Genomic DNA, 24,497 nt, shown 5'->3' with positions numbered 1-24,497 from the left:
TGCGATGCTGATAATCTTGCGACTTCAGTCTTACAGCACAAGCACCCACACGAATTGCTTGATTCAGTTGTTAAAGAGCGGTTGGTTAAGAGCGTTTCGTCTCAACCGAGGCGCGCATTCTACAGCGTCCTCTGTGTCTGTCAAGCGATTATTTTCAGAAGTTTTCAAAGTTTCCTTTGCAACTTCAACCACTTGCGCTTCGTTCGACTTGACGTCTCACGTCAGCGGGAGGCGAATTCTACAGCGTTACAACCTGCTGTCAACCACCTTTTTCACCGCTGTCGATTCAGGCATCTGGACCGAAGCTCTTCCTCGCTGCTTATTTCGTCCAACTCTTTGATTCTCAAGGAGTTTTCCGTTTCGTCTGCGCCGGAAGTGGGGCGAATTATAGAGAGATTCAGAGGGGCGTCAAGCGCTTATGTGAGGTTTTCTTAAAAAATCTATCAGAACACAAAAGTTGAGCAATATATTGCTCACCCACAGTTTCTTCAGCATCATTGCGCTTCACGTCTATATAGATAGCCTTACTCCCCTCCGGATCTCGATCAAGCAATGAACGCAAAGCAAAGCGGCCTGGCCTCGGCCCTACTTCCTGTTGGCATGCTGCTGATAGCCATGACATCCGTGCAGACCGGTGCATCACTGGCCAAGTCGCTCTTCCCTATCGTTGGCGCCCAAGGCACTACCACCTTGCGCCTGATTTTCGCCAGCATCCTCATGGTTCTGATCTTGCGCCCATGGCGTACGACTTTCACCGCCAGCTCACTACGCATGGTGCTTATATATGGCATTGCGCTGGGCGGGATGAACTTCCTCTTTTATATGGCTATTCGCACGATCCCGCTGGGGATCGGCGTAGCGCTTGAGTTCACCGGACCACTGGCCGTTGCGCTGCTGCACTCGCGCAAGCTGACCGACTTCATATGGATTGTGCTGGCAGTAACCGGTCTTGCCTTGCTGATCCCCATGGGCCAGGCAGACGCGCTGGATCTGAACGGCGCGCTCTACGCATTGGGCGCGGGTGTGTGCTGGGCGGCCTATATCATGTTCGGCCAGAAAGCCGGGGCCGATCACGGCGTGCAGACCGCTGCGCTCGGCGTGATGATAGCGGCCATCTGCATTGCGCCCATCGGGGTGGCTCATGCGGGTAGCGCACTGCTCGATCCAGCGTTGGTTCCGGTCGCCCTCGGCGTGGCAATTCTCTCGACGGCACTGCCCTATAGTCTCGAAATGATCGCCCTGACCCGCATGCCGGTTCGCACCTTCGGCACGTTGATGAGCATGGAGCCAGCCGTAGGTGCGCTCTCAGGCCTTGTGTTCCTGCACGAAACCCTGTCGCTGACCCAGTGGCTGGCCATCATGGCGATCATCGTCGCGTCAGCCGGTGCAACCCTGACCACGCGGCCGGAACCGGCGGCTCTGGTGCCCGCCGATTGAGGGTATTTGCCGCCAGTTACACGATGTCACTAGCAATTGTAACGCTGTTGCGCCATGTTTACGTCCGAGCACTGTCCACTGCGGAGCTTCATTTGGACGGGCATGGCTGTTGGCTTCAGGCAAGCGAGCGAATTCAAGCTAGAGACTGAGCGGTTATCCCCGCTCAGGTAAGGAAATGAATGAAGTACATTTTAATAATACTGGCAGTCCTGACCGTCGCCGGATGCGCGGCAACATCCAAGCCAGTTAAGAGCAAGCGCGGTCTGCATATCAATTGCTCCGGTCTTTCATCCTCGTGGGACCAGTGCTATCAGATGGCGACCGATTCATGCGAGTCGAAGCAGTATAGAGTCATCGCCAAATCCGGCGACGCCACTGAAGACCCGAGTGAGTTCCCATTAGGGCTCAATCCCGCTGGCTACACCAGCCGAAGCATGATCATCGTCTGCAAGAAGGTGACTCAGCCATAATCTCATTGGTGCGCTGGTCCACCGAACCGGCAGGTCATAACCGGCTTCTGCGCCTGTTCCTGACGTTAAGCGCAGGCGCTGAAGCATGCGCCACGCCTTTCTCTTTTTTTCTGAGCCTAGCACCCGCCGCCTTCTAGAAGTCGCTCTCCCGCGGAGCGTGGCATGCCCGACCGCACGCAGCCAGACGAAACCGCCGCTCGAAAGCGGCGGTGGCTTGCGGGCGCAATCAGACAGCAGCGGTGCGCGTCTCCAGCCAGGCCAGCGCGGCGCCTTCAAGCAACGGGCTCAAACGCCGCTTGACTTGAGCGTGGTAGTCGTTCAACCACTCGCGTTCTTCCTTTGTCAACAGGCTGGTCTCCAGGCAACGGGTGTCGATCGGGCACAGGGTCAGGGTTTCGAATTCGAGGAATTCGCCGAACTCGGTCTTGCCCGCCTCCTGATTGATGACCAGGTTTTCGATCCGCACGCCCCACTGCCCCGGGCGATAGGTGCCCGGCTCGATGGAAGTGATCATACCCGGCTGCATCGCAGTCTGAGGAGTCGCCGGCGCTTGGTAGGCGATCACCTGCGGACCTTCGTGCACATTGAGGAAGTAACCCACGCCATGGCCGGTGCCATGACCATAATTGACGCCCTCGGCCCAGATCGGCGCGCGAGCGATGGCGTCCAGCAATGGCGACAGAATGCCTCGCGGGAAACGAGCGCGGGACAAAGCGATGACCCCCTTGAGCACCCGCGTGCAATCGCGTTTCTGCTCCAAAGTCGGCGTACCGATCGGCACCATTCGAGTGATGTCGGTGGTGCCGCCCAGATATTGGCCGCCGGAATCGATCAGCAGCAGGCCATCGCCCTCGATTTGCGCATGCTCTGCTTCGGTCGCGCGGTAGTGTGGCATCGCACCGTTGCCGTTGAATCCGGCGATGGTGGCGAAACTCTGGGAGATGTAACCGGGACGCCTGGCCCTTGCCGCGCTGAGCTTTTCGTCGATAGTCAATTCACTGACCGGTTCGTGACCCAACGCTGAATCCAACCAGGCAAAGAATTCGCACAGCGCCGCGCCATCCTGCTCCATGGCCTGACGAATGTGGTGTGCGTCCGCCTCGCTTTTCTGCGACTTGAACAAGGTAGAGGGATTGAGCCCTTCAACCAGTGTCACTTCGCTGTCCAGATAGTCGAGCAAGCCGCAGGTAACGCGCGCTGGATCGACCAACAGGCGGGCATTGCGTGGAACTTCACGCAGTGCGGCGCCGATGCTGGTGTACTCGCGCAAAGTGATGCCTTCGCTTTCAAGGGTTCTGCACAACGCTGGGTTCACTTTTTCCGGCGTAACGAACAGGCTGACGCTGTCCGGGCCGATCAACGCGAAGGAAATGAACACGGGGTTGTAAGACACGTCTTCGCCGCGCAGGTTAAAAAGCCAGGCAATGTCATCCAGCGTGGCCAGAAAATGCCAGTCTGCCCCACGCTCGGCCAGTACGCCCCGCAGGCGCGTTAGCTTGTCAGCGCGGGTTTGAGTCGCCTGGGGCGCGAGGTGCTCATAAATAGCCTGGGTCGGTAGTGCCGGCCGGTCGCTCCACAGTTCGGTCAGCGGATCGAAGTCGGTACGCAGCCGGGCGCCACGCGAATAAAGATTGCTGGCTAGGGTGCGCGAAGATGCGACTGCCAATACCGCGCCATCCACCGCCACCACGGATTCGGCCTTGGCCTGATCGGCCAGCCATTCCAGAGGCCCCGGCTGGCCCGGCAGCAGCTTGACCAACTCGATCCCGCTGCCGGCCAGTTCCTTGGTCGCCTGTTCCCAGTAGCGGCTGTCCGCCCACAGGCCGGCGAAGTCCGGTGTAACGATCAATGTCCCCACCGAGCCGTGAAAACCCGACAGCCACTGACGGCCCTGCCAATAGCCCGGCAGGTACTCAGAAAGATGAGGGTCGGCCGACGGCACCAGCCAGGCATCGATACCTTCACGACTCATCAGGGCGCGCGCCTGCGCCAGGCGTTGCGCCACCACTCCACTGGTTTTTGACTGCGTGTTCATTGAATCTCCTGCTGACCGAAAGGTTTGCGTCGCACCCGGCAGATAATGGAGGACGTATCGGCCTGGATCAACCGCACGACACAGTTGCAGGATGGCGGGACAGAAGATCAGAGCCGTTATGCCTCAAGCGGTTAGCACGTGCCGACACTAAATATTGCCCAACGTTTCAAACTGGGCCGGTTTAGTCATAAAAACTTCGCACTTACCCTCGACGGGAAAGTTCAACAAAAACTGTAATAACAGCATTACATGACGCTGCCGTTTTAGTTCCCTCCCTCATTAACGAAGAATGCCCAACTGTGTTCAATTAATCCGCGCCATAAAACCGTTGCACCCTCCCCGCGTCTGACTTCTGACGTTGGAAAAATGTCTTCTCGTTGTTTTCCCCTTCTTGAATCGTACAAACGAGCCGGCTTTCAAAAGCGTCAGCGCACCGTGGCAGGGCGCTGATGTTTTTTTGACTGCTATATAAATCAAACACTTAGATGCACGAATATTCTAGTTATCAAAAACTTAACAGAATGTTGGCGAAATAATTTGACAGAAACTCCCGGGCCGTCGATATATATGCCTGTCCGATGTTTTCCTGATTTAGCAGCGTAGCCAAAGAGCTATGCGTCGAAGACATTCCGACTTCATCACTCTGTACCTGCCTACGAAGTTAATGAACAAAACGGTGTGTCGCTTGCGCCGGTGGGCATTTGTTGGCTTTAAGAAAGTTTTCAAAATTACTGAAAGTGCTCGGTAGGGCGGTAGCTTTGCCCAACGACTCGATCAGACGGTTTTTTAAACAGCCGGCAGCGTGAAACGAACAGCGAAAACAACAGCGGGATCTGCAGATTCGGGCGGTAGCGTGCCTGAACCTCATCGCCACCTGCTGTGTTCCCTTCACATCTTTTAGAGGGCGCGATGCAATGCCTTTATCTTTCGACATGGATGAGCAGCTGGCCAAGCGCCTGGCTGACGAAATCGATACCAACGGCTTTGCGAAACTGAGCGCTGCGGTCACTGACGCGGACCTTCAGCAGCTGCGCGCCTGGACAGACGAGCAAGCCCGCAAGCACCAGGGCGAATACTTCGCTTACCACGGCGAAGCGGCGTTGGGCGAAAGCCTGTTGGCCAGCTACTGGACTGACCCACTCTTCAAATCATTGCTGGGAAGCCTTTACCGACATGCCGCCCACCATGAGGCGCGCAGCGACAGGATCTTCCCGGTATTGCGCTGCGTACAAGGCAATCAGGGCAAACGCGAGTCCAATGCCTTTCATTACGACGCCAGCCTTGTCACCGCACTTATCCCCGTGTTCATCCCGACTGAAGGAGAGGAACGCGGCGATCTGATGCTGTTCCCGAATATTCGTCGAGTGCGCTCCTGGGTGCTGTTCAACGTGATCGAGAAAGCGTTGCTGCAAAACAAGATCACCCGCAGCTGGATCGTCAAAGGCATGCAGCGTAACTGGCTCAAGCCTTACGTCCTGCGCCTGGAGCCGGGCAACGTTTATTTCTTCTGGGGCTACCGCACGCTGCACGCCAATCAGCCATGCGGCGCGGACGTCAAGCGCGCCACCGCGCTGTTCCATTTCGGTGACCCGCATACGGGAAGTCTGGCGACTCGCCTGATCCTCAGGATCAACCAGGGCCGAGCGCGACGAATGAGCAACAAGGCCGGTAATCAGCCCCCCGCCTCCACCCCGAGCTGAACCGGTTCGGACATTGCGTCCGGCCCTAAAAAGCACAGCTGCCTGAATAGCCCTAAAGATTTGCGTCAGCAATGGAGACTTCGATGATCAATGTAACCAAGACCTACCTGGGCGATATCGACAAGTTCAAGACTTACGTCGAAGGCATCTATGCGCGCGGCTGGCTGACCAACCATGGACCGCTGGTGTGCGAACTGGAGCAGCGCCTGAAGGATTACCTGGGCGTCAAGCACGTAATCCTGACCAACAACGGCACCCTCGCCCTGCAGGTGGCTTATCGCGCATTGGGTCTGAGCGGCAGCGCGGTGACTACCCCGTTCAGCTTCGTGGCCACCAGCAGCTCGCTGCAATGGGAAGGCATCCGCCCGATCTTCGCGGACATCGATGCCCAGACCTGGAACATCTCTCCCGAGCACATCGAAAGCCGTATCGTCTCGGACACCACCGCCATCGTCGGCACCCACGTGTTCGGCAACCCCTGTGCGGTCGAGCGCATTGAAGAAATCGCCCGTCGGCGCAATCTGAAAGTGGTGTATGACGGCGCCCATGCCTTTGCCGTCCGTCATGCTGGCAAGTCGGTGCTCAACTGGGGCGACATCAGCACCCTGAGCTTCCACGCCACCAAGCTGTTCCACACCATCGAAGGCGGCGCCATCATCACTAATGACGATGAACTGGCACGTCGCGTTCACCTGCTGTGCAACTTCGGCATCGTTGACGTCGACAAGATCGACGGCATCGGTATCAACGCCAAGCTCAACGAATTTTCCGCCGCGATGGGCCTGTGCATTCTCGACGACATCGAGAACATTCTTCAGGAGCGCGCTGAAATTGCCCACCGCTATACCACGCGGTTGGGCGATTACGTCGATCTACAGAAAGCCGAAGACGACAGTCAGCTCAACCACAGCTATTACCCGATCGCCTTGAGCGACGAACAACAACTGCTTCGCCTGCGCAGCGCCTTGAATACCAACGGCATCAACCCGCGCCGGTACTTCTATCCGTCGCTGGATACCCTCGAATACCTGCAACCGCAGGCGGCGCAAACCGCTTCCCGTTCCTTGAGCGAACGCGTGCTGTGCCTGCCGATCTACCCGGGCCTGAAGCTGGAAGATCAGGAACGGGTTATCGCCACTGTGATTGCCGAATGCAGTCTGGGCCGCGCGCCCTATCAGGTCCCGAACATGGCGAACGCCATTTGAAGTCTGGAACCGGGAACACGCTCACGCTCTGGCAAGAAAGGACACACCATGCAAACCAAACGCTCAGTCATACGCAACACTGCGTTGAGCTATGCAGGACAGGCCTACGCCCTGCTGGTGGGAATCCTGATCATGCCGTTCTACCTCGGTCACATGGGCGCCGAGGCGTATGGCCTGATCGGTTTCTTCTCGGTCCTGCAAGCCTGGCTGCAACTGTTGGACGCAGGGCTGTCGCCGAGTCTGGTGCGCGCGGTTGCGCACCAGCAAGGCAGCGAGGTGCAGGACTACCACTCCGGCCGCCTGCTGCGCTCGTTCGAACTGATCTTCGTGCCGCTGGCCGGCCTGTGCTGTCTGGCGATGATGGTGGGCAGCGACTGGATCGCCGTGCATTGGCTCAACGCGAAGGAGTTGTCGGCCCAGACGCTGATCGAGTGCATCAGTTTGATGGGCATCGTCATCGCGCTGCGACTGTATTCGACGCTCTATAAAAGCGGGATTCAGGGCCTTGAACAACACGCCTGGCTGAACATCGCCAACGTCATCATCGCGACCCTACGCTATTTCGGCGGGTTGTTCCTGGTGAGCACGATCTCCAGCGACCCGGTGGTCTTCTTCAAGTTTCAGGTGCTGGTGGGTGTGATCGAGACCGTGATCTTCGCCGCTCGCGCCTACCAGCAAATGCCGACGCCCTCGTGGCTGACCGGCTTCGACTGGCAACTGGTCAAGCCGATTCTCCCGTTCGCGGCGAGCATGTCCGGTACCGCGGTGTTGTGGATCGTGCTGACCCAGATCGACAAAGTGCTGCTATCGGAAATGCTGCCGCTCAATGAGTACGGTTACTTCTCGCTGGTAGCGTTGATCACCACCGGAATCATGATGTTGAGCAACCCGCTGGCGCAGACGCTGTTGCCGCGCCTGACGGTGCTGATGGCCGAAGGGCGTCGCGATGACATGCACAACCTGTTTCTGGCGGCCCACCGTTTCGTCTGCACGTTCCTGTTTCCGCTGGCGGCGCTGATTGCACTGCATGCCCACGAGATGGTGTACGCCTGGTCGGGCGATGAAACTGCCGCGCAATGGAGTCGCTCGATTCTGCCGTGGTACTCGCTGGGCAGCGCGATCATGGCGGTCAGCGCGTTTCAGTTCTATCTGCAATATGCCTATGGGCAGATGCGCCTGCATGTCTGGTACAGCGTCGTTTCGACGCTGATCACAGTGCCGACGATGTTTCTGGCGATTCATTATTACGGCGCCCTGGGCGCTGCGATCGCCTGGTTCGTCCTGCGTGTGGTGTCGTTCGCCATCTGGCCAATGATCGTGCATCAGCGACTGGCGCCCGGGATTCATGGCCTCTGGCTGCGCGACATCATCCGCATCAGCGTGATGACCGGCGTGGGCCTGGCGATCAGCGAACCCGTGTTGCGCATGATTGCCGATGGCAACCGTTTCAATACGTTCTTGGGTCTGGCCGTCAGCGGCCTGATCACGCTGATGGTGGTAGCAGCCAGCTACAAGCCACTGGTGACGAAGATTTCCGTCTTATTCGGCAAACCCAGTATTTAATACAGAGTAGAAAGCCATGGATGCTATTAGCAAAAAGACGAGCACTTCGCCGTCCGCCGCACCCCTGGTCAGCATCGTCTGCCCAGCCTACAACCAGGAAGCCTACGTCGCTCAGACGCTGGAAGGTTTTCTGATGCAGCAAACGACGTTCGACTTCGAAATTCTGGTCAACGACGACGCCTCCACGGATGGCACGGCGCGCATCATCGCCGATTACGTCAAGCGCTATCCGACGCTGATCCGGCCTTTCTATCACGAGACGAACCGGTACTCGCAAGGCAACCCGTCAGTACCGCGCCTGTTCGGCGAAGCGCGGGGTCGCTACATCGCCTTCTGCGAAGGTGACGATTACTGGACCGATCCACACAAACTGCAAATCCAGGTGGACTTCCTCGAAAACCACCCCGACTACGTGCTGACCTACCACGACGCCATCCCCTTCGATGCCAACGGCCAATACCCTGTCCAACTGCAAGGCAAGTTGCGCGCCGATGCCACGGCGCTTGAATTGCAGAAGGCGCGGCCAATCTCGACGCTGACCACCGTGTTCCGCAACGTGTTCGATTCTCTGCCCCAGGAATTGGCAGCCGCCCCGCTCAATGATCTGGTCTGGTGGTCGCTGCTGGGGGCTTACGGCAAAGGCAAGTTCATGGCCGAGATCAAACCGGCTGCGTATCGCCTGCATCCGGGCGGTGTGTTCTCCATGCGCTCCAACAAACGAAAACTGCACATGGCGCTGCAGACCTCCGGTGCGTTGGCCAACTACTACAACCGCCTGGGCAACGACGAGCTCTACGAGTACTTCCTGATGGAACTGGTCGGTTACTCGCTTTCTGCCATCACCCCTGAGCGCAAGGTGCAGACCCTGCTGCAGATAGGGCGCAACTTCAGCACTAACATCGGCAAAAGACTGATGACTCCCTTGCGCAAAGGTCATGTTCAGTAACGTTTTGGTGGTCTGCGTCGGCAACATCTGTCGCAGCCCCATGGCCGAAGCCATGTTCAGACAGCGCGTGCTCGACACCGGCATCGCGATCTCGTCGGCAGGCACCCACGCCATGCTCAGTTCAACCATGGACCCATTGGCCCGGGCCGTGTTGCAGGTCAATGGTGTCGAAGCACACAAGCATCGGAGCCGGCAGATAGACCGGCAAATGCTCTACGACGCGGATTTGATACTGCTGATGGAGCACAGTCAGACGCAAAGCGTACTCAAGCTGGCTCCCGAAGTACGCGGCAAGACGTTTCTGATTGGCAAATGGCAACAAGCACTGGAAATAGCCGACCCCTACCGGCGCCCGAAACTAGCCTTTGAACAGACCTACGAGCAGCTTTCGCGTTGCGTCGACGACTGGCTTCCTTATCTTCAGTCAGGAGATCCAAGATAAATGACCGCTATGAACCGTACTTCCGTGGACGAGGTCCAGGACTCCCGGATCGATTTGGCGACTATCTTGCGCACACTTTTCGATCACAAAGGAATGATTGCATCGATTGTCGGTGTCTGCGTCCTGATTGGACTCACCTACGCCATCCTTGCCACACCGATCTTCCAGGCCAATGCGATGATCCAGATCGAGCCGAAGAAAATCGGCATCGAAGGTCGCACCGAGATCAACACCAAACCGCTGTCGGTTTCTCAGGCGACCACCGAGATCGAGCTGATCAAATCCCGCGCGGTGCTGGGCAAGGTCGTCGAAGATCTCAAGCTCAACATCATCCAGAAGCCGAAATACATCCCCGGCATCGGCAGCTACATGGCCCGTCACTTCAAGCCTGATCATGAAGGCGAGCTGGCTTCGCCGTTGTTCGGCCTGGACAGCTTCGCCTGGGGCGGCGAGAAAATCGACATCTTCCAGTTGGAAGTGCCTGATGCGCTGCTGGGCGAGAAGATGACCATGGTCGTGGACAAACCTGAAACCTTCAGCCTGTATGACGAAGACCACAACAAGCTGCTCAGCGGTCCTGTCGGTCAGACCGTCGAAGGCAGCGGTGTGAAGATTCAGGTGGCCGCGCTAAGTGGTCGTCCTGGCACCGAGTTCACGGTCATCCGTCAACGCACCCTGACCTCGGCGCTGGATTACCAGGATCGTCTGAAGATCATCGAAGCCGGCAAGGATTCGGGCATCGTCTACCTGTCGATTCAGGACGCCGACCCGATGCTGGCCAAGCGCATCCTCAACGAAGTCAGCCGTCTGTATGTGCGTCAGAACGTCGAACGCAGTTCGGCCGAAGCCGCCCAACGCCTCGAGTTCCTGCGCTCGCAACTGCCTGCGGTACGCAAGCAGCTGGAGCAGTCGGAAATTGCCCTGAACAACTTCCAGATGGGCGCCAAATCGGTTGACCTGAGCGTCGAGACCAAATCGGTGCTGGACCAGGTGGTCAAGCTGGAAGGCACCTTGTCTGACCTGAAAATGAAACGGGTCGACGTCGAACGTCTGTACACCCCTGAGCACCCGACCTATCGCGGTCTGATGACTCAGATCGGCCAGGTCGAAGCGCAGAAAGCCGCACTGCTGAAGAAAATCGAAGCCCTGCCGGCCACGCAACAGGAGCTGCTGCGTCTGAATCGCGACATGCAGGTCACCTCGCAGACCTACACGCTGTTGCTGGACAAGAGTCAGGAGCAGGACATTCTTCGTGCCGGCAGCATCGGCAACGTGCGCATCATCGATAACGCCGACGTCAACGTCGAAGAGCCGGCCAAGCCGATGAGAAAAATCATCGTGCTGATCTCGGCCCTTGTCGGTCTGTTGCTGGCGGTAGCGACCGTGTTCGTGCGCCAGGCGTTCTATCGCGGCGTCGATAACCCGGAAGTGATCGAAAACCTGGGCATGCCGGTCTATGCCTCGCTGCCGTATTCCCGTCAGCAGGAACGCATGGAAAAGGCCAGCCAGAGCCGCCCGGGCAGCAAGGAGCCGCGCCTGCTCAGCGTCAGCGCGCCAACGGAACTGGCGATCGAGTCGTTGCGCAGTCTGCGTACCAGCCTGCACTTCGCCATGCTCGAAGCCCGCAACAACGTGCTGATGATTTCCAGCCCGACACCGGGCGTGGGCAAGTCGTTCGTCTCCAGCAACCTGGCGGTGATCATTGCCCAGACCGGCAAACGCGTGCTGCTGATCGACGCCGACATGCGCAAAGGCTACCTGCACAAGGTGTTCAACCTGACGCCCAAACACGGTCTGTCTGACACGCTGGCGGCGCGGCTGAAAAGCAATGAAGTGATCAATCACACCGAAGTGCGCAATCTGGACTTCATTTCCTGTGGCTTCGCGGCGCCCAACCCGTCGGAGCTGCTGATGCATGACAACTTCAACAAACTGATTCGTGATCTGGCGCCGCTGTACGATCTGGTGATCGTCGATACCCCGCCGATTCTGGCCGTGACCGACGCCACCCTGGTGGGGCGTCAGTCCGGCACCTGTCTGCTGGTCACCCGCTTCGGCCTGAGCAGCGTCAAGGAAATCGAAGCGTGCAAGCGCCGCCTGATGCACAACGGTATCGTGATCAAGGGCGCGATTTTCAACGGCGTACTGCGCAAGGCCTCGACCGCCGACTACGACTGCGCCGCCTATGGGTATGACTACACAACCGTTCGCAAATAAGCAGTAGTTCACTAGCAGTAAAGGAGACGTCTATGGCCAGGACCATCGCAGTGATGCAACCTTATCTTTTCCCTTACCTGGGTTACTTCCAGCTCATCGCCGCCGCAGACGTCTTCGTCCTGGGAGACGACCTGCAATATGTGCGGTCGGGCTGGGTCAACCGCAACCGCATTCTGCATCACGATGACGCTCGGCTGATCAGCTTCCCGCTGAAGAAAGACCGGTTTCAGTTGCAGATCAATCAACGGCAGCTGTGCGATCGCTTCAGCGATGAGGCCGAACGGCTGATTCGTCTGATTACCGAAAGCTACGAGCAGGCGCCCTACTTCGCACAGGTCATGCCGCTGGTGGAACGCCTGATCCGTTTTCCGCAGCAGAACATTGCGCTGTACGCCGAACATGCAATCCGCGAGATGTGTGCTTATCTACACATCGTCACGCCGATCATGCGCAGTTCGGACCTGATTCTCGGCAGCCCCGTGGACAAACAGGAACGCATCATTCGCATTGCCCATACCTTCGAAGCGACGACGTTCATCACCCCCGAGGGTGGATCAGTGCTGTATGACCGCGATCACTTCGCGCGTAATCGCTTGCTGGTGCGTTTTTTTCGAATGGGTTCGGTGCAATATCGCCAGTTCCGTCAGCCTTTCGTCGCCAACTTGTCAATTATCGATGTACTGATGTTCAACTGCATCGAACAGGTTCAGCACATGCTGACTGAGTATCAACTGGACAAGAACCCGCCCGCCGCCGAACCCGGATTGCTGGCCGGGCCGACGCCGCACCTCGAGCTTGTTTCTACCCCGTCGAACCGGATTGCAGTGGAGTGAAGAACGATGTCTCAAGCCGATAGCCCTTCGGGCAACCCAGCACGCTGGTACCTGATTCAGACCAAGCCCCGCCAGGAAGGCCGGGCGCAGGAACATTTGCAGCGTCAACACTTCGAATGCTACCGACCGGTCAAGCATGGCGAGAAAAAACGCGGCTCCCGCGGCCCCTCCGAAGAGGAGTTGTTCCCCGGCTACCTGTTCATTCGCATGGATCAGACCAGCGACAACTGGTACCCGATCCGCTCGACCCGTGGCGTGGCGCGTATCGTGACCTTTGGCGGGATGCCGATTCCGGTGCAGGACGAGCTGATCGAGCAGATCCGCGAACGCCTGCTGGCGCCGCCGCCGAAAGTAGCCTTTCAGCAAGGTGAGGCGGTGCGCATCACGGCAGAGGGATTCAACGAAGTCGAAGCAATTTTCCTCGCCAGCGACGGCGATGAACGCGCGGTGATCCTGCTCAACCTGCTGCAACGCGAACAGAAAGTGACTTTGCCGGTCAGCAGCCTGACGCGGATGGAAGCGCGGGTTTGACCCCGTTCCTTCAGCGGATCGAACCCTGGCTGCGGGCTTGAACACGACACGAATCTGTGGGAGCGAATTCATTCGCGAGAGGCCGGTACAGACACTGCATCTATACCGTCTGATGTATTTTTCGCGGATGAATTCTCTCCCACACAGATTGCGCGCTATCGGCCAGCCGCTGTTCTTTCTGTAACGCCCCGCTCGCCCCAACCCTGATTTGCTTGCCGGTGCTACGCCCTCGCGCAGCACTCTTGAACCCCCTTTGCCCGGAAACTCACCATGACTTCTAAAACGACGCTGGTGACGCTCACCTATGGTGACCGTTTCAACTACCTGCACACGCTGGTCAGCCGGTCGCTGGAAAGCCCGTTGATCGACCGCGTGATCATTGTCAGCAACGCCTCGACCTCGCCGCTGGAAACCCTGCGGCGCACTTGGCCGGATCAGGTCAGCGTGATTTACATGCACGCAAATACTGGTTCCGCCCGCGGCTACTCGGTGGGTATTCAGGCCGCGCTGGACGCTGGCGCCGAGCATATCTGGCTGATGGACGACGACAATGCGCCGACCATCAACGCCATCGCCAAACTGCATCAGGTCCTTGAGGAACGTACGCTCATCGACGGTCAGGAGAAGGCCGCGGTGCTGGGTTTCCGTCCTACGCATCAGGCCGACATCGCCGCCGGGGTGCCGAAGCGTTTCGCCATTCAGCGGCGCTCGAGTTTCTTCGGTTTCCATATCGCGCAACTGCCCTACAAGATCTGGCGCCGACTGCCCTGGGGCGCGCCGCGCGGTGCCGAGGGCAAACTGCAGATGGTGCAACTGCCATTCGCGACCTACGGCGGCCTGCTTGCCCATCGCAACTTGTATCGCAAGATTGGCCTGCCGCTGGACGCGCTGATGCTCTACGCCGATGACAGCGAATACACTTGGCGCATCACGGCCGGCGGCGGACGGATCTTCCTGGTGCCGGAAGCGGTGCTCGATGACCTGGAGAGCTCCTGGAACATCAAGGCGCGCACCAACAATATCTACGAGAGCTTCCTGCTGGGCGGTTCGGACTTGCGCGCCTACTACGGTGCACGCAACCAGGCCTGGTTCGACAAGAACGTCTGGGCCAATTCGTCGCTGCTGTACAGCCTCAACCGCTGGGTGTTCTTCCGGCTGCTGAGGTTGATCGCCAAGCGGCGTGGCGCCGAAGAGCGTTTGAGCCTGATCGAAAAAGCCATCCGTGACGGTGAGTCCGGCGTACTGGGTCTGAATCAGTCGTATCCACTATGAAAATACTGTTCATCAGCAGCCTGTATTCACCCCACATTGGCGGCGGCGCGGAGATCGTGCTGCAACGGACCGTCGAAGGCCTGCAAAAACGCGGCTGCGAGGTCAGCGTGCTGGTGACCGGCCCCGACGCGGGACTGATGACCGAGACGGTCAATGACGTCAAGGTCTACCGCGCCGGCCTGCGTAATTTCTACTGGCACTTCGGGGCACAGCGTCCGGGGCGTCTGGCCCGTCTGGGCTGGCACCTGCGCGATCGCTACAACGGTGCCATGCGTGGCTACGTGAAACAGGTGATCAGTGCCGAGCAGCCGCAACTGGTGGTCTGCCACAACCTGTCGGGATGGTCGGTATCGGTATGGGACGAGATCACCGCCGCGCAACTGCCGATCGTTCAGGTGCTGCACGACATGTACCTGATGTGCCCCAGCAGCAATATGTTCAGGCGTGGTCGTTGTTGCCAGCAGCAATGCAGCAGTTGCCAATCGTTTCGCAAGGGCCACGATGCACGCTCGGCTCAAGTATCGGCGGTGGTCGGCGTCAGCCAGTTCATCCTCGACAAGTTGCAGAAGCGCGGTTATTTCAACGCGGCCAAAGGCTACGTGGTGCACAACGCCAGCCCGTATGCGCCAGCGCGCAACTCGCCGAGCCGGCAAAGCCAGATCGATCCGCCGATGAAAAAAGCGCCGCTGCGTTTCGGATACATGGGCACCCTGTCCCAGCAAAAAGGCGTGCGCTGGCTCATCGAGCAATTTCAGCGTCTGCCGTTCGACGCCACGTTGCAGATCGCCGGGCGTGGACAGCCGTGCGACGAGGCAGCGTTCAAGGCGTTGGCCACTTCGCCGAAGATCAGCTTCGTCGGTTACCAGAAGCCTGAAGTCTTCTACAACCAGATCGATGTAGCCGTGGTGCCGTCGCTGTGGAACGAGCCGTTCGGCATGGTCGCCGTCGAGGCATGCGCACATTCGGTCCCGGTGATTGCCAGCCGCATGGGCGGCTTGCCGGAGATCATCCAGGATCCGCTCAATGGCCTGCTGTGCAACCCGAGCGATCCTGACTCACTCGGGCAGGCCATGCTCAGATTGCATCAGCAACCGGAACTGCTGGCCCGGTTGAGTAATCAGGCGCGGGTCAGCGTCGCGTCGCTGTTGGATCTGGAGCTGATGCTGGACAGCTACGAAAGCATCTTCGCCCAGACCCTGCTGGACAACATCGCGCATCACGACTCGAAGGTCCTGCCCCATCCAGTTTGAAGACATGCAGTTATGCGACTCCACTAGCCGACGGCCCGAGACCTACCTGAGCAAGCGCTCCGGACCGTGCCTCTTCATTGAGACAAACCATGCCCATCATGCGCCTGACGAGGTTACGACGACCCTTTCCGCTTCTCCTGCTGGGTTTGCTCCTCAACTGCGCAGCCAGCGCTGACGATACATTCATCATCGGGGTCGACACCCATTTGATGAACAAGAACACCTCGCCGGCCAAAGCGCTGCAATTGCTTCAGGCAGCCGGCGTGGACTCGGTGCGCGATGACGCCTACTGGTCCAGCGCCGAGCCCCGACGAGGCTTGATGAAGATAGAACCTTCCTGGCGGACGTATCTGGACCAGACGCAGGAACACCAGCTACGGCCATTACTGGTACTGGGCTACGGCAACCCGTTCTACGACAACTATGCCAAGCCGCGTAAACCCATCGTTCGGGATGCGTATGGCAACTACGTCAGCTTCGTGACCCGCCAGCTCAGCGATAACGTGGACTTCTACGAGATCTGGAACGAATGGGACAAGGAAAACCCCGTTAATCCGGCCTTTGCCAAGGATTACAGCGTGATGGTCGAGGAAGCGTCCAAACGCATTCGCGCCAATCAGCGGCCGATGGTGATTCTGGCAGGCGCGGTGACCAGCCAGGGCATGGATCTTGGGTTCGCCGACCGACTGGTGGAATCGGGCATCCTCAACTATGTCGATGGGCTGTCGTTGCACCCTTATGTGCATTGCCGTTCGGATGAACGCAACACCCCGGAAAACTGGATTGCCTGGCTCAGACGGATCAACGAAGACCTCAAGGACAAGAGCAAAAACAAGACCGCCGTGCCGCTGTACCTGACCGAAATGGGATGGCCGAGCAACGAGGGGCGCTGCGGAGGTAACGAGAAAATCCAGGCAGCGTTCCTGGCGCGCAGTTTCTTTCTTGCCCAGACGGTGCCCAACATCAAGGGGATGTGGTGGAACGGCCTGCTCAACGACGGCCCGGACAACACTGACCCCGAGCAGAATTTCGGCCTGCTCAATCAGGACCTGAGTATCAAGCAGGCTTACCTGACGCTGAAGGCCATCAGCCCGACGCTGCATGAATTCCGCTACGACGTGGAAAAGAGCCGGGAAATCGATTCGCAGTATCTGCTGCGCTTTGCCCGCGGTTCGGATCAGATCATGGTCGCCTGGACAGCGGGTTATCCACGATCGATCAAGATCGACGCCACCAGTGTGTTAGGGGGCAATGTGCATTACATCGATACCCGTGAGCCGCAGAAGGGTCTGGTTGACAGCGGCATCCCCTGGATTTGCAACGAGGGGCGCTGCTCGGCACAGGTGCCGATCGATGACTTCCCGAAAATCATTACGTTGGGAACGCGGCCTGCTTTGTTTGCGTTGCCTTGATTGCAGGGAAACGTGTGTACGCACAACGCCGGCACGCCGCAAAACCTGTAGGAGCCGGCTTGCTGGCGAACCCGGCGTGCCAGCCAATGCATCTGCAACTGACCCACCGCATCCGCCAGCAAGCCGGCTCCTACAGTAAATCGAGGTGCAGCGAAGAGGCGTGTTCGGGCACCAAATATGCGAAGGGCATTAGCTCCAGCCCGAACGCTCTGCTTTTCATACGCAATAGTCCAGACGCGACAAATCGCGACTTGGGTAAAGGCTGAATGCAGGCGGTACGGAGTGGGCCGAGGAGCATGGATGCGAAACAGTTCGGACGTCAGGACGAACCCTGACCAGCGCCAACGCCTATAACGGATATACAGCCAAACCCCAACGCCAGAACGCATCGACCCCTTGCCCATGCAACAACCTTTTCATGTCCGCATTAAGAGCGCCCCATTCATTCAGGACGCTCCCGGATCCGCGCACGACCCATTCCATTTTCAACAGGTCGCCCACAATGATTGTGATCAATGCACGTTTTCTGACTCAGGAGCTACGCGGCGTTCAACGCTTCGCAGAACAGACCTGTCTGGCACTCAAACAGCTGCGTGACGATCTGGTATTCGTCGCCCCCCACGACATCAAAATGCACGACACCGCCCGCGCCCTGGACGTGCAATGCATCGGCAGCCACCACGGCCACCTGTGGGAACAGCTGGACCTGCCGCTCTACCTGCGCCGTCAGGGCAACCCACTGTTGATTTCCCTGTGCAGCACGGCCCCCCTGCTCTACGGCAACCAGATCGCGACCCACCACGACGTCACCTACGTGCGACACCCGGAAAGCTACACACGGGCGTTTCGCCTGCTGTATCGGACCATGACGCCGATCATGCTGTCACGGATCAAGGCGCTGCTGACGGTCAGCAACTTCTCCAAGGGAGAGATTTCGCAGTTCTACAGCTACCCGGAAAAGAAAATTTTTGTCGTCCCGAATGCCGTGAGCGGCGCCTTTCAACCCGGCCCGCCGCTCAAGGATCAACCGGAATACTTGCTGGCAGTGTCCTCCCCCAGCGCGCACAAGAACTTCAGCCGGATGATTCAGGCGTTCCTGATGCTACGTGGTCACGATGATCTGCAATTGCACATTGTCGGTGGTGCCAGCGATGTGTTCGCCGATGACAACCTGCAACGCCTGGCCAGTCGCGATCGGCGAATTCATTTCCTCGGACGTCTGACCGACGAGCAGTTGATCGAGCAGTATCAGGGGGCCACGGCATTCGTATTTCCTTCGCTGTACGAAGGCTTCGGCATCCCACCGCTTGAAGCGCAAGCCTGCGGTTGCCCAGTGCTGGCGGCCAATGCGGCGTCGATTCCCGAAGTCCTGCAAGCCAGTGCGTTGTATTTCGACCCCATGGACGTCACCCATATGGCCGCGGCGATGGAACGGATCCTGGTCGACCTGCCGCTGCGCCAGTCTCTGCGCCGGCGCGGCCTGAACAACGTAGCGCGGTTTTCCTGGGATGAATCGGCACGGCGCGTTTCACAGCGCATCGACACTCTGCTCAACCAGCCCAAGGATCGACGCACCAGCACCAGCAACGACGCGCTGCGCCGTGAATCCTCCAGCAAGCTCTGAGGCATGCCCATGAAACGTTTGGCCTATCTCGACGCATTGCGCGGCTTCGCTGCATTGATGGTGGTGTTCACTCACCTCTACGCTCCGCTCATCGGCCACGTCTGGATCTTCGATTACCTGATCGATCCGGGCAAGCTGGGGGTGCTGTGGTTTTTCATGATCAGCGGCGTGGTGATTCCCTACAGCCTCAAGCCCGGTCCCGACGGCGCCCAGCGGTTTCTTATCTCACGCTTCATGCGCCTGTATCCGGCCTACTGGGTGTCGCTGCTGATTTTCGTAATCATGCTCAAACTGACCGGCGCACCACTGCCGTCCCTTGCACAGATCGTTGCCAACATCACCATGGTGCAGGCGGCACTGGGCTTCGACGACGTGATCGGTCTGTACTGGACGCTGTTCATCGAACTGGTCTTTTACGCGCTGTGCCTGGCGCTGTTCATTAGCGGCAAGCTGTATGACCAGACATTCCGGACTCGCTGCTCGCTGGTGTTTCTGTTGATGGCATTGGCCATGGGCGTGGTTCGCGCGTTAAGCGAACGCAAGTTGCCGGTGGCCCTGCCGTTGGCGCTGTCGCTGATGTTCTTCGGTTCGGTCTGGCGCCAATGGCTGCTGGCCGAGCACAGCAAGGAACTGACGCGCAATCTGAAAACGCTGTTGATCGCCTTTGTCGTGATCCTGCCACCGACGCTGATCATGGCTTACAGCAAGGACATGGGCACCGGGGAAACCTGGGGCCGCTACTGCTTCACCTATGCGCTGGCCATCAGCAGTTTCCTGTTGTTGACCCGTAGCGTGCGCCTGGACCATCCGGCGCTGGTCTGGCTGGGGGCGGTGAGCTATTCGCTGTACCTGCTGCACCCTTCAATGTTGATGTTGGGAGAGTTTGTTCTGGGAAGCACTGGCGCCTCGGCGCTGACCATCGCGCTGTTCGCCACCCTCCTGACCCTGGGCGCCGCCCATCTGTGTTTCCGCTACATCGAATCGCCTTTCATTCAGCTTGGAAAACGCCTCAACAATCGCAAGGCCAAGACACAAACCGTCAGCGTCTGACGTCATGCCTGCGTCATAACAACCGCTTCAGACGCCCTCGCGAGCTTCGCTTCACGTACCGGGTGTTCTTGAGCCGTCTGCAGAGAATTTCAATGAAAATCGCAATCGTCCACGACTGGCTGGTGACATACGCCGGTGCCGAAAGGGTTCTGGCATCGCTCATCAAAATCTGGCCCGAGGCGGATCTGTTCTCGGTTATCGACTTTCTCAGCGATCAGGACCGCGCGCAACTGGGCGGCAAAGTGGCAACTACCACGTTCATTCAGCGCCTGCCCAAGGCTCGCACCAAATATCAACGGTATCTGCCGCTGATGCCCATGGCGATCGAGCAACTGGACCTGTCCGGTTACGACCTGATCATCAGCAGCAGCCACGCGGTGGCCAAAGGCGTGCTGTGCGGTCCCGACCAGTTGCACGTCAGTTACGTGCACTCGCCGATCCGCTACGCGTGGGACTTGCAGCACCAATATCTGAAAGAAGCCAACATGAACAGCGGCCTCAAGGGCAAAGTGGCGCGGATGATCCTGCACTACATGCGCATGTGGGATCAGCGCACGGCCGCCGGGGTCGACGATTTCATCGCCAACTCGCACTTCATCGGCGCACGCATCACCAAGTCGTACCGGCGCGAGTCCACAGTGATCTACCCGCCGGTGGACACGCGTGGCTTTTCGATCCAGGAAGACAAACAGGATTACTACTTCACTGCCTCGCGCATGGTGCCGTACAAGCGCATGCCGATGATCATCGAAGCCTTCGCCGCCATGCCGGACAAGCGCCTGGTAGTGGTCGGCGACGGGCCGGAAATGGAAAAGGCCAAGGCCGTCGCCGCCGACGCGCCCAACGTGACCTTGCTCGGTTACCAGCCGTTCGCCGTGCTGCAGGAGCACATGCGCAACGCCAGGGCATTCGTGTTCGCGGCCGAGGAAGACTTCGGCATCAGCCCGGTCGAGGCGCAGGCCTGCGGCACGCCGGTCATCGCCTTCGGCAAGGGCGGCGTGCTGGAAACGGTCTGCGGGCTGGATCACCCGCAACCGACCGGGGTGTTCTATCAGGAGCAGAGCATGACGTCGCTGATCGAGGCCGTCGAAACGTTCGAGGCCAGCGCAGGGCGCATTACCGCGCAGGCCTGCCGCGCCAATGCCGAGCGTTTCAGTGAGGCTCGTTTCGAACAGGAAATGCGCCAGTTCGTCGAACTGCGTCTGAGCGCCTCGCGCCAGGCGCGTCAACCGGCGCAGTACCGTGCGACTCAGGTCGCTCCAAGTCTGGTCGCCAACGACCTGACCGCCCGCGTTGTTCCGATCAAATCCGTCTGAGCGAGCACAGAACATGAGCACACCACTTCGCGGCATCCTGCATGCTCATCAATCCTCTTTATCTGTCGCCCACCGGTTGCTGGATCTGGCCGTCATCGCCGTCGCCGGCTACAGCGTCAATATGCTCACCGGCGCGCCGATGGGCACCGAAGCCTGGATGCAGATCCTGTTGGCGGCGGTGGCGTTCCACTGGTTGGCCGAGTACCACCAGCTCTACGGTTCATGGCGCGGCGAACGCATCGTGCGCGAACTGCTGAAAGTCGCCAATTACTGGGGACTGGCGTTCGTCCTGCTGCTGTCCGTGGATTATCTGCTGCTGCATCCGGCCGACCTTGCCGACAACGGTCAAATGGCCTGGTTCGCTTCGACCCTGATGGCGCTGTGCGGTTACCGCCTGGCCATTCGCAGCCTGTTGCATACCTTGCGCAGTCGCGGCTTCAACGCACGGCGGGTGGCGATTGTCGGCACTGGCCATTGCGGCGAGCGTCTGGCGATGTCGATCGAAAGCGCGCCATGGATGGGCCTGGATCTGCTGGGCTTTTATGAGGAAACCCCGGAGCAGATGGATCTGGCGCGGATCGGTCGACGCATTCCGGTATTGGGCGATCTGGACCAACTGATCGCCGACGCTCGCGAAGGCAAGATCGACAAGGTCTACATCACCCTGACGCTGGGCGCGCAGGCCCGCCTGCAAGAGCTGATCACCGGCCTGAGCGACACCACCGCGTCGGTCTACGTGATCCCGGATGTCTTCATGTTCGAGTTGTTGCACGCACGCAGCGAGAGCATCAACGGCCTGCCGAGCATCAGTATTTTCGACTCGCCCATGGATGGCGCCTGGAGCATGGTCAAGCGCATCGAGGACATCGTGCTGTCGAGCGTGATCCTGAGCATGATCGCCTTGCCACTGCTGTTGATCGCCCTGGCGATCAAGCTCACCTCGCCAGGCCCGGTGCTGTTTCGCCAGCGTCGTTACGGGCTGGACGGACGACCAATCATGGTCTGGAAATTCCGCAGCATGAGCGTTCAGGAAAACGGCGATGTGGTGACCCAGGCGACGCGCAACGACAGCCGGGTCACGCCGCTGGGCGCGTTCCTGCGTCGGACTTCACTGGACGAGTTGCCGCAGTTCTTCAACGTGCTGCGCGGCGAGATGTCGATCGTCGGCCCGCGACCCCACGCCGTGGCGCACAACGAGCAATACAGGAAGCAGGTGTCCGGTTACATGCTGCGGCACAAGGTCAAGCCGGGCATCACCGGTTGGGCACAGATCAACGGCTGGCGTGGCGAAACCGACACGCTGGACAAGATGCAGAAACGCGTGGAATTCGACCTGCAGTACATCGAGCACTGGTCGGTCTGGCTGGACATGAAAATCATCCTGCTGACGCTCTTCAAAGGCTTCGTCAACAAGAACGCATTCTAAGAAGAATCTGCCAATAAAAACGACTTGGCCGCAGCCGACGGGCTCGGTGGGAGGTGCACGGGTGCATGAAATGAAGTGATCCGATGTTCGGTGTGAGTAAGGGAAGCAAAGAAATCACTGCGGTGCCAGTACGCACCTTTTAGGATTAGAAGGAACATTCATATGAAAGTAACGTTAGCGGTAGTGCTGCTTTCCAGTCTGGTTTTGCAAGGCTGCGCATTCGCCCCTGGTCAATACATGTCGCTGAGCGATGTCACCGACAAGGACCCGGACGGTCCGACGGTCACACTCGTCAATATCACCCCGACCACCCTGGAACAGCAGCAGAAGACTGCCGCCTCCCAGGCCAAACCGTTGCCACCTGAGCTGTTGAACTACAAAACCCCGGAATACGTGGTCGGGCCGGGCGATGCCCTTCTGGTCACCGTGTTCGAACACCCTGAGCTGACCGCGCCTGGCTCACAGGAGCAACTGGATGCCAACAGCCGGGAAGTGCTGAACGACGGTACCGTATTCTTCCCGTATGTCGGTCGTATCCAGGCCGCCGGCAAGACCGTTTCGCAGATTCGCGAGCAGCTGCGCATGGGCCTGCTGCCGCAGTACACCGAGGTCAAGGTCGACGTCAAAGTGCTGCGTTACAACAGTCAGCGCATCCTGTTGTCCGGTGCGTTCAAGGCGGCTGGTCCGCAGCCAATCACCAACATCCCGCTGAGCCTGGTTCAGGCCATCAGCCAGGCCGGTCTGGACCTGACCGACGCCAACCTCGCAGGGTTGACGTTGCGTCGTGACGGCAAGGATTACGTGATCGACGTCGACTCGCTCAACCGCAAGGATTCGCAACTGAGCAAGATTTTCCTCAAGGACGGCGACTACCTGCACCTCAATAGCAACTCGAAGAACAAGATCTACGTGCTGGGCGAAGTACTGAACCCACAAGTGATCTCCTTCAGCACCACCAGCGTCACGCTGCTGGAAGCCCTCGGCACCTCCGGCGGTCTGAACCCGGAAGCGGCTGATGGCGAGGCGGTCTATGTGATTCGCGCGCAGGATGCGACGCACACGGCAACCGTGTATCACCTGAACGCCAAGAAGCCGACCAGCTATGCACTTGCCAAAGGCTTCGAACTGGCGGCGCAGGACGTGGTGTATGTCGGCCCCGCCAACATCACCCGCTGGAGCCGTTACGTGAGTCAATTGCTGGGTTCGAACAATATCGTTCAGACCGGTGCGATGTTCAGGAACTAAGCGCAGCTTCGAGCGGCAAGCTTCAAGCGAAAAGTTGGAAGCAAAAGCGAAAGCAAAAATCCTCGCAGTGGTCGGCTGCGGGGATTTTTTTTGTCTGCGAGTTGGGGCTGGTTTGGGGGCGCGGGGTTTGGTGTGTATGTCCGTTATCGGCGGTGGCGCTGATTTGGCCCCTCCTTCATCGGGGTACCCTCATTCCGGCAACTCTCTCCACACCCCGATTCGCTGTAGAACCGGCTTGCTGGCGAATGCGGTGAGTCAGATTTAGATGTGTTGTCTAACGCTACTCGTTCGCCAGCAAGCCGGCTCCTACAGGTCCCGGGGCATACCGGGATTCTGCGCAACGCATACGATCCCTGTCAGTCCGGCTTTTCCGCGGCGGCGTTAGTGAAATCGCTATCTCCGGCAAGCCAGACCGCTACAAGCGGATTTTGCCTCTGCGCAAAATCCCGGATTGCCGCAAAGCCCGTAGGAGCCGGCTTGCTGGCGAACGCGGTGGGTCAGCTGTAGATGGGTTGTCTGACAC

The 24,497-nt window shown here is 58.8% G+C and carries 19 protein-coding genes; 18 read left to right on the top strand and 1 reads right to left on the bottom strand.

The annotated features are described in order from the left end of the window. Positions 1–552: 552 nt before the first annotated feature. A complete protein-coding gene (rhtA, locus tag ACRER8_RS21185; protein WP_431748151.1) occupies positions 553–1,437 on the top strand; it encodes a threonine/homoserine exporter RhtA in 885 nt (294 codons plus the stop codon). Between the two features lie 179 nt (positions 1,438–1,616). After that, positions 1,617–1,907, top strand: a complete 291-nt coding sequence (locus ACRER8_RS21180) for a hypothetical protein (RefSeq protein ID WP_431748150.1) — start codon at positions 1,617–1,619, stop codon at positions 1,905–1,907. Positions 1,908–2,133: 226 nt separating this feature from the next. Here the strand turns inward: ACRER8_RS21180 and ACRER8_RS21175 are convergent, their stop codons facing one another. After that, positions 2,134–3,942, bottom strand: coding sequence for an aminopeptidase P family protein (locus ACRER8_RS21175; RefSeq protein ID WP_431748149.1), 1,809 nt, complete (start codon positions 3,940–3,942; stop codon positions 2,134–2,136). A gap of 914 nt (positions 3,943–4,856) precedes the next feature. Between ACRER8_RS21175 and ACRER8_RS21170 the strand changes: the two genes are divergently transcribed. From ACRER8_RS21170 to ACRER8_RS21095, 16 genes are all read left to right on the top strand, one after another. After that, entirely contained in the window at positions 4,857–5,642 is a 786-nt protein-coding gene (locus ACRER8_RS21170; RefSeq protein ID WP_431748148.1) for a hypothetical protein, read from the top strand. Positions 5,643–5,725: 83 nt separating this feature from the next. Then, the gene (locus tag ACRER8_RS21165) at positions 5,726–6,847 is read left to right on the top strand and encodes a DegT/DnrJ/EryC1/StrS family aminotransferase (RefSeq protein ID WP_431748147.1); all 1,122 of its coding nucleotides are present in this window, start codon (positions 5,726–5,728) and stop codon (positions 6,845–6,847) included. A gap of 48 nt (positions 6,848–6,895) precedes the next feature. Then, positions 6,896–8,410 (top strand): lipopolysaccharide biosynthesis protein, encoded by a 1,515-nt coding sequence (locus ACRER8_RS21160; protein WP_431748146.1) that lies wholly within the window; start codon positions 6,896–6,898, stop codon positions 8,408–8,410. Between the two features lie 16 nt (positions 8,411–8,426). Then, positions 8,427–9,356, top strand: coding sequence for a glycosyltransferase family 2 protein (locus ACRER8_RS21155; protein WP_431748145.1), 930 nt, complete (start codon positions 8,427–8,429; stop codon positions 9,354–9,356). Beyond that, positions 9,346–9,798 (top strand): low molecular weight protein-tyrosine-phosphatase, encoded by a 453-nt coding sequence (locus ACRER8_RS21150; RefSeq protein WP_431748144.1) that lies wholly within the window; start codon positions 9,346–9,348, stop codon positions 9,796–9,798. Before ACRER8_RS21155 ends, ACRER8_RS21150 begins: the two co-directional genes overlap by 11 nt. Further along, on the top strand, positions 9,799–12,015 hold the full coding sequence (locus tag ACRER8_RS21145) for a polysaccharide biosynthesis tyrosine autokinase (RefSeq protein ID WP_431748143.1): 2,217 nt from the start codon (positions 9,799–9,801) through the stop codon (positions 12,013–12,015). A 32-nt stretch (positions 12,016–12,047) separates the two neighbouring features. Continuing rightward, positions 12,048–12,848 carry a WbqC family protein gene (locus ACRER8_RS21140; RefSeq protein WP_431748142.1) on the top strand — a complete coding sequence of 267 codons (801 nt, stop codon included), beginning with the start codon at positions 12,048–12,050 and terminating at the stop codon, positions 12,846–12,848. A 6-nt stretch (positions 12,849–12,854) separates the two neighbouring features. After that, on the top strand, positions 12,855–13,379 hold the full coding sequence (rfaH, locus tag ACRER8_RS21135; RefSeq protein ID WP_431748141.1) for a transcription/translation regulatory transformer protein RfaH: 525 nt from the start codon (positions 12,855–12,857) through the stop codon (positions 13,377–13,379). Between the two features lie 270 nt (positions 13,380–13,649). After that, on the top strand, positions 13,650–14,651 hold the full coding sequence (locus ACRER8_RS21130; protein WP_431748140.1) for a glycosyltransferase: 1,002 nt from the start codon (positions 13,650–13,652) through the stop codon (positions 14,649–14,651). After that, positions 14,648–15,901 (top strand): glycosyltransferase family 4 protein, encoded by a 1,254-nt coding sequence (locus ACRER8_RS21125; protein ID WP_431748139.1) that lies wholly within the window; start codon positions 14,648–14,650, stop codon positions 15,899–15,901. Before ACRER8_RS21130 ends, ACRER8_RS21125 begins: the two co-directional genes overlap by 4 nt. 89 nt (positions 15,902–15,990) lie before the next feature. Then, positions 15,991–17,313 carry a hypothetical protein gene (locus ACRER8_RS21120; protein WP_431748138.1) on the top strand — a complete coding sequence of 441 codons (1,323 nt, stop codon included), beginning with the start codon at positions 15,991–15,993 and terminating at the stop codon, positions 17,311–17,313. Positions 17,314–17,815: 502 nt separating this feature from the next. Continuing rightward, complete coding sequence (locus tag ACRER8_RS21115; RefSeq protein ID WP_431748137.1) at positions 17,816–18,937, top strand: glycosyltransferase family 4 protein; 1,122 nt, start codon at positions 17,816–17,818, stop codon at positions 18,935–18,937. Positions 18,938–18,946: 9 nt separating this feature from the next. Further along, complete coding sequence (locus ACRER8_RS21110; RefSeq protein WP_431748136.1) at positions 18,947–19,987, top strand: acyltransferase family protein; 1,041 nt, start codon at positions 18,947–18,949, stop codon at positions 19,985–19,987. Between the two features lie 92 nt (positions 19,988–20,079). Continuing rightward, the gene (locus tag ACRER8_RS21105) at positions 20,080–21,303 is read left to right on the top strand and encodes a glycosyltransferase family 4 protein (RefSeq protein ID WP_431748135.1); all 1,224 of its coding nucleotides are present in this window, start codon (positions 20,080–20,082) and stop codon (positions 21,301–21,303) included. A gap of 13 nt (positions 21,304–21,316) precedes the next feature. Further along, the gene (locus tag ACRER8_RS21100) at positions 21,317–22,729 is read left to right on the top strand and encodes an undecaprenyl-phosphate glucose phosphotransferase (protein ID WP_431748134.1); all 1,413 of its coding nucleotides are present in this window, start codon (positions 21,317–21,319) and stop codon (positions 22,727–22,729) included. Positions 22,730–22,891: 162 nt separating this feature from the next. Continuing rightward, on the top strand, positions 22,892–23,974 hold the full coding sequence (locus tag ACRER8_RS21095; RefSeq protein WP_431748133.1) for a polysaccharide biosynthesis/export family protein: 1,083 nt from the start codon (positions 22,892–22,894) through the stop codon (positions 23,972–23,974). Positions 23,975–24,497: the final 523 nt, after the last annotated feature.

The organism is Pseudomonas sp. (assembly GCF_050739935.1).
Taxonomy (GTDB): domain Bacteria; phylum Pseudomonadota; class Gammaproteobacteria; order Pseudomonadales; family Pseudomonadaceae; genus Aquipseudomonas.
The sequence above is the reverse complement of the archived record's forward strand: the minus strand, read 5'-3'. Positions and strand labels throughout refer to the sequence as shown.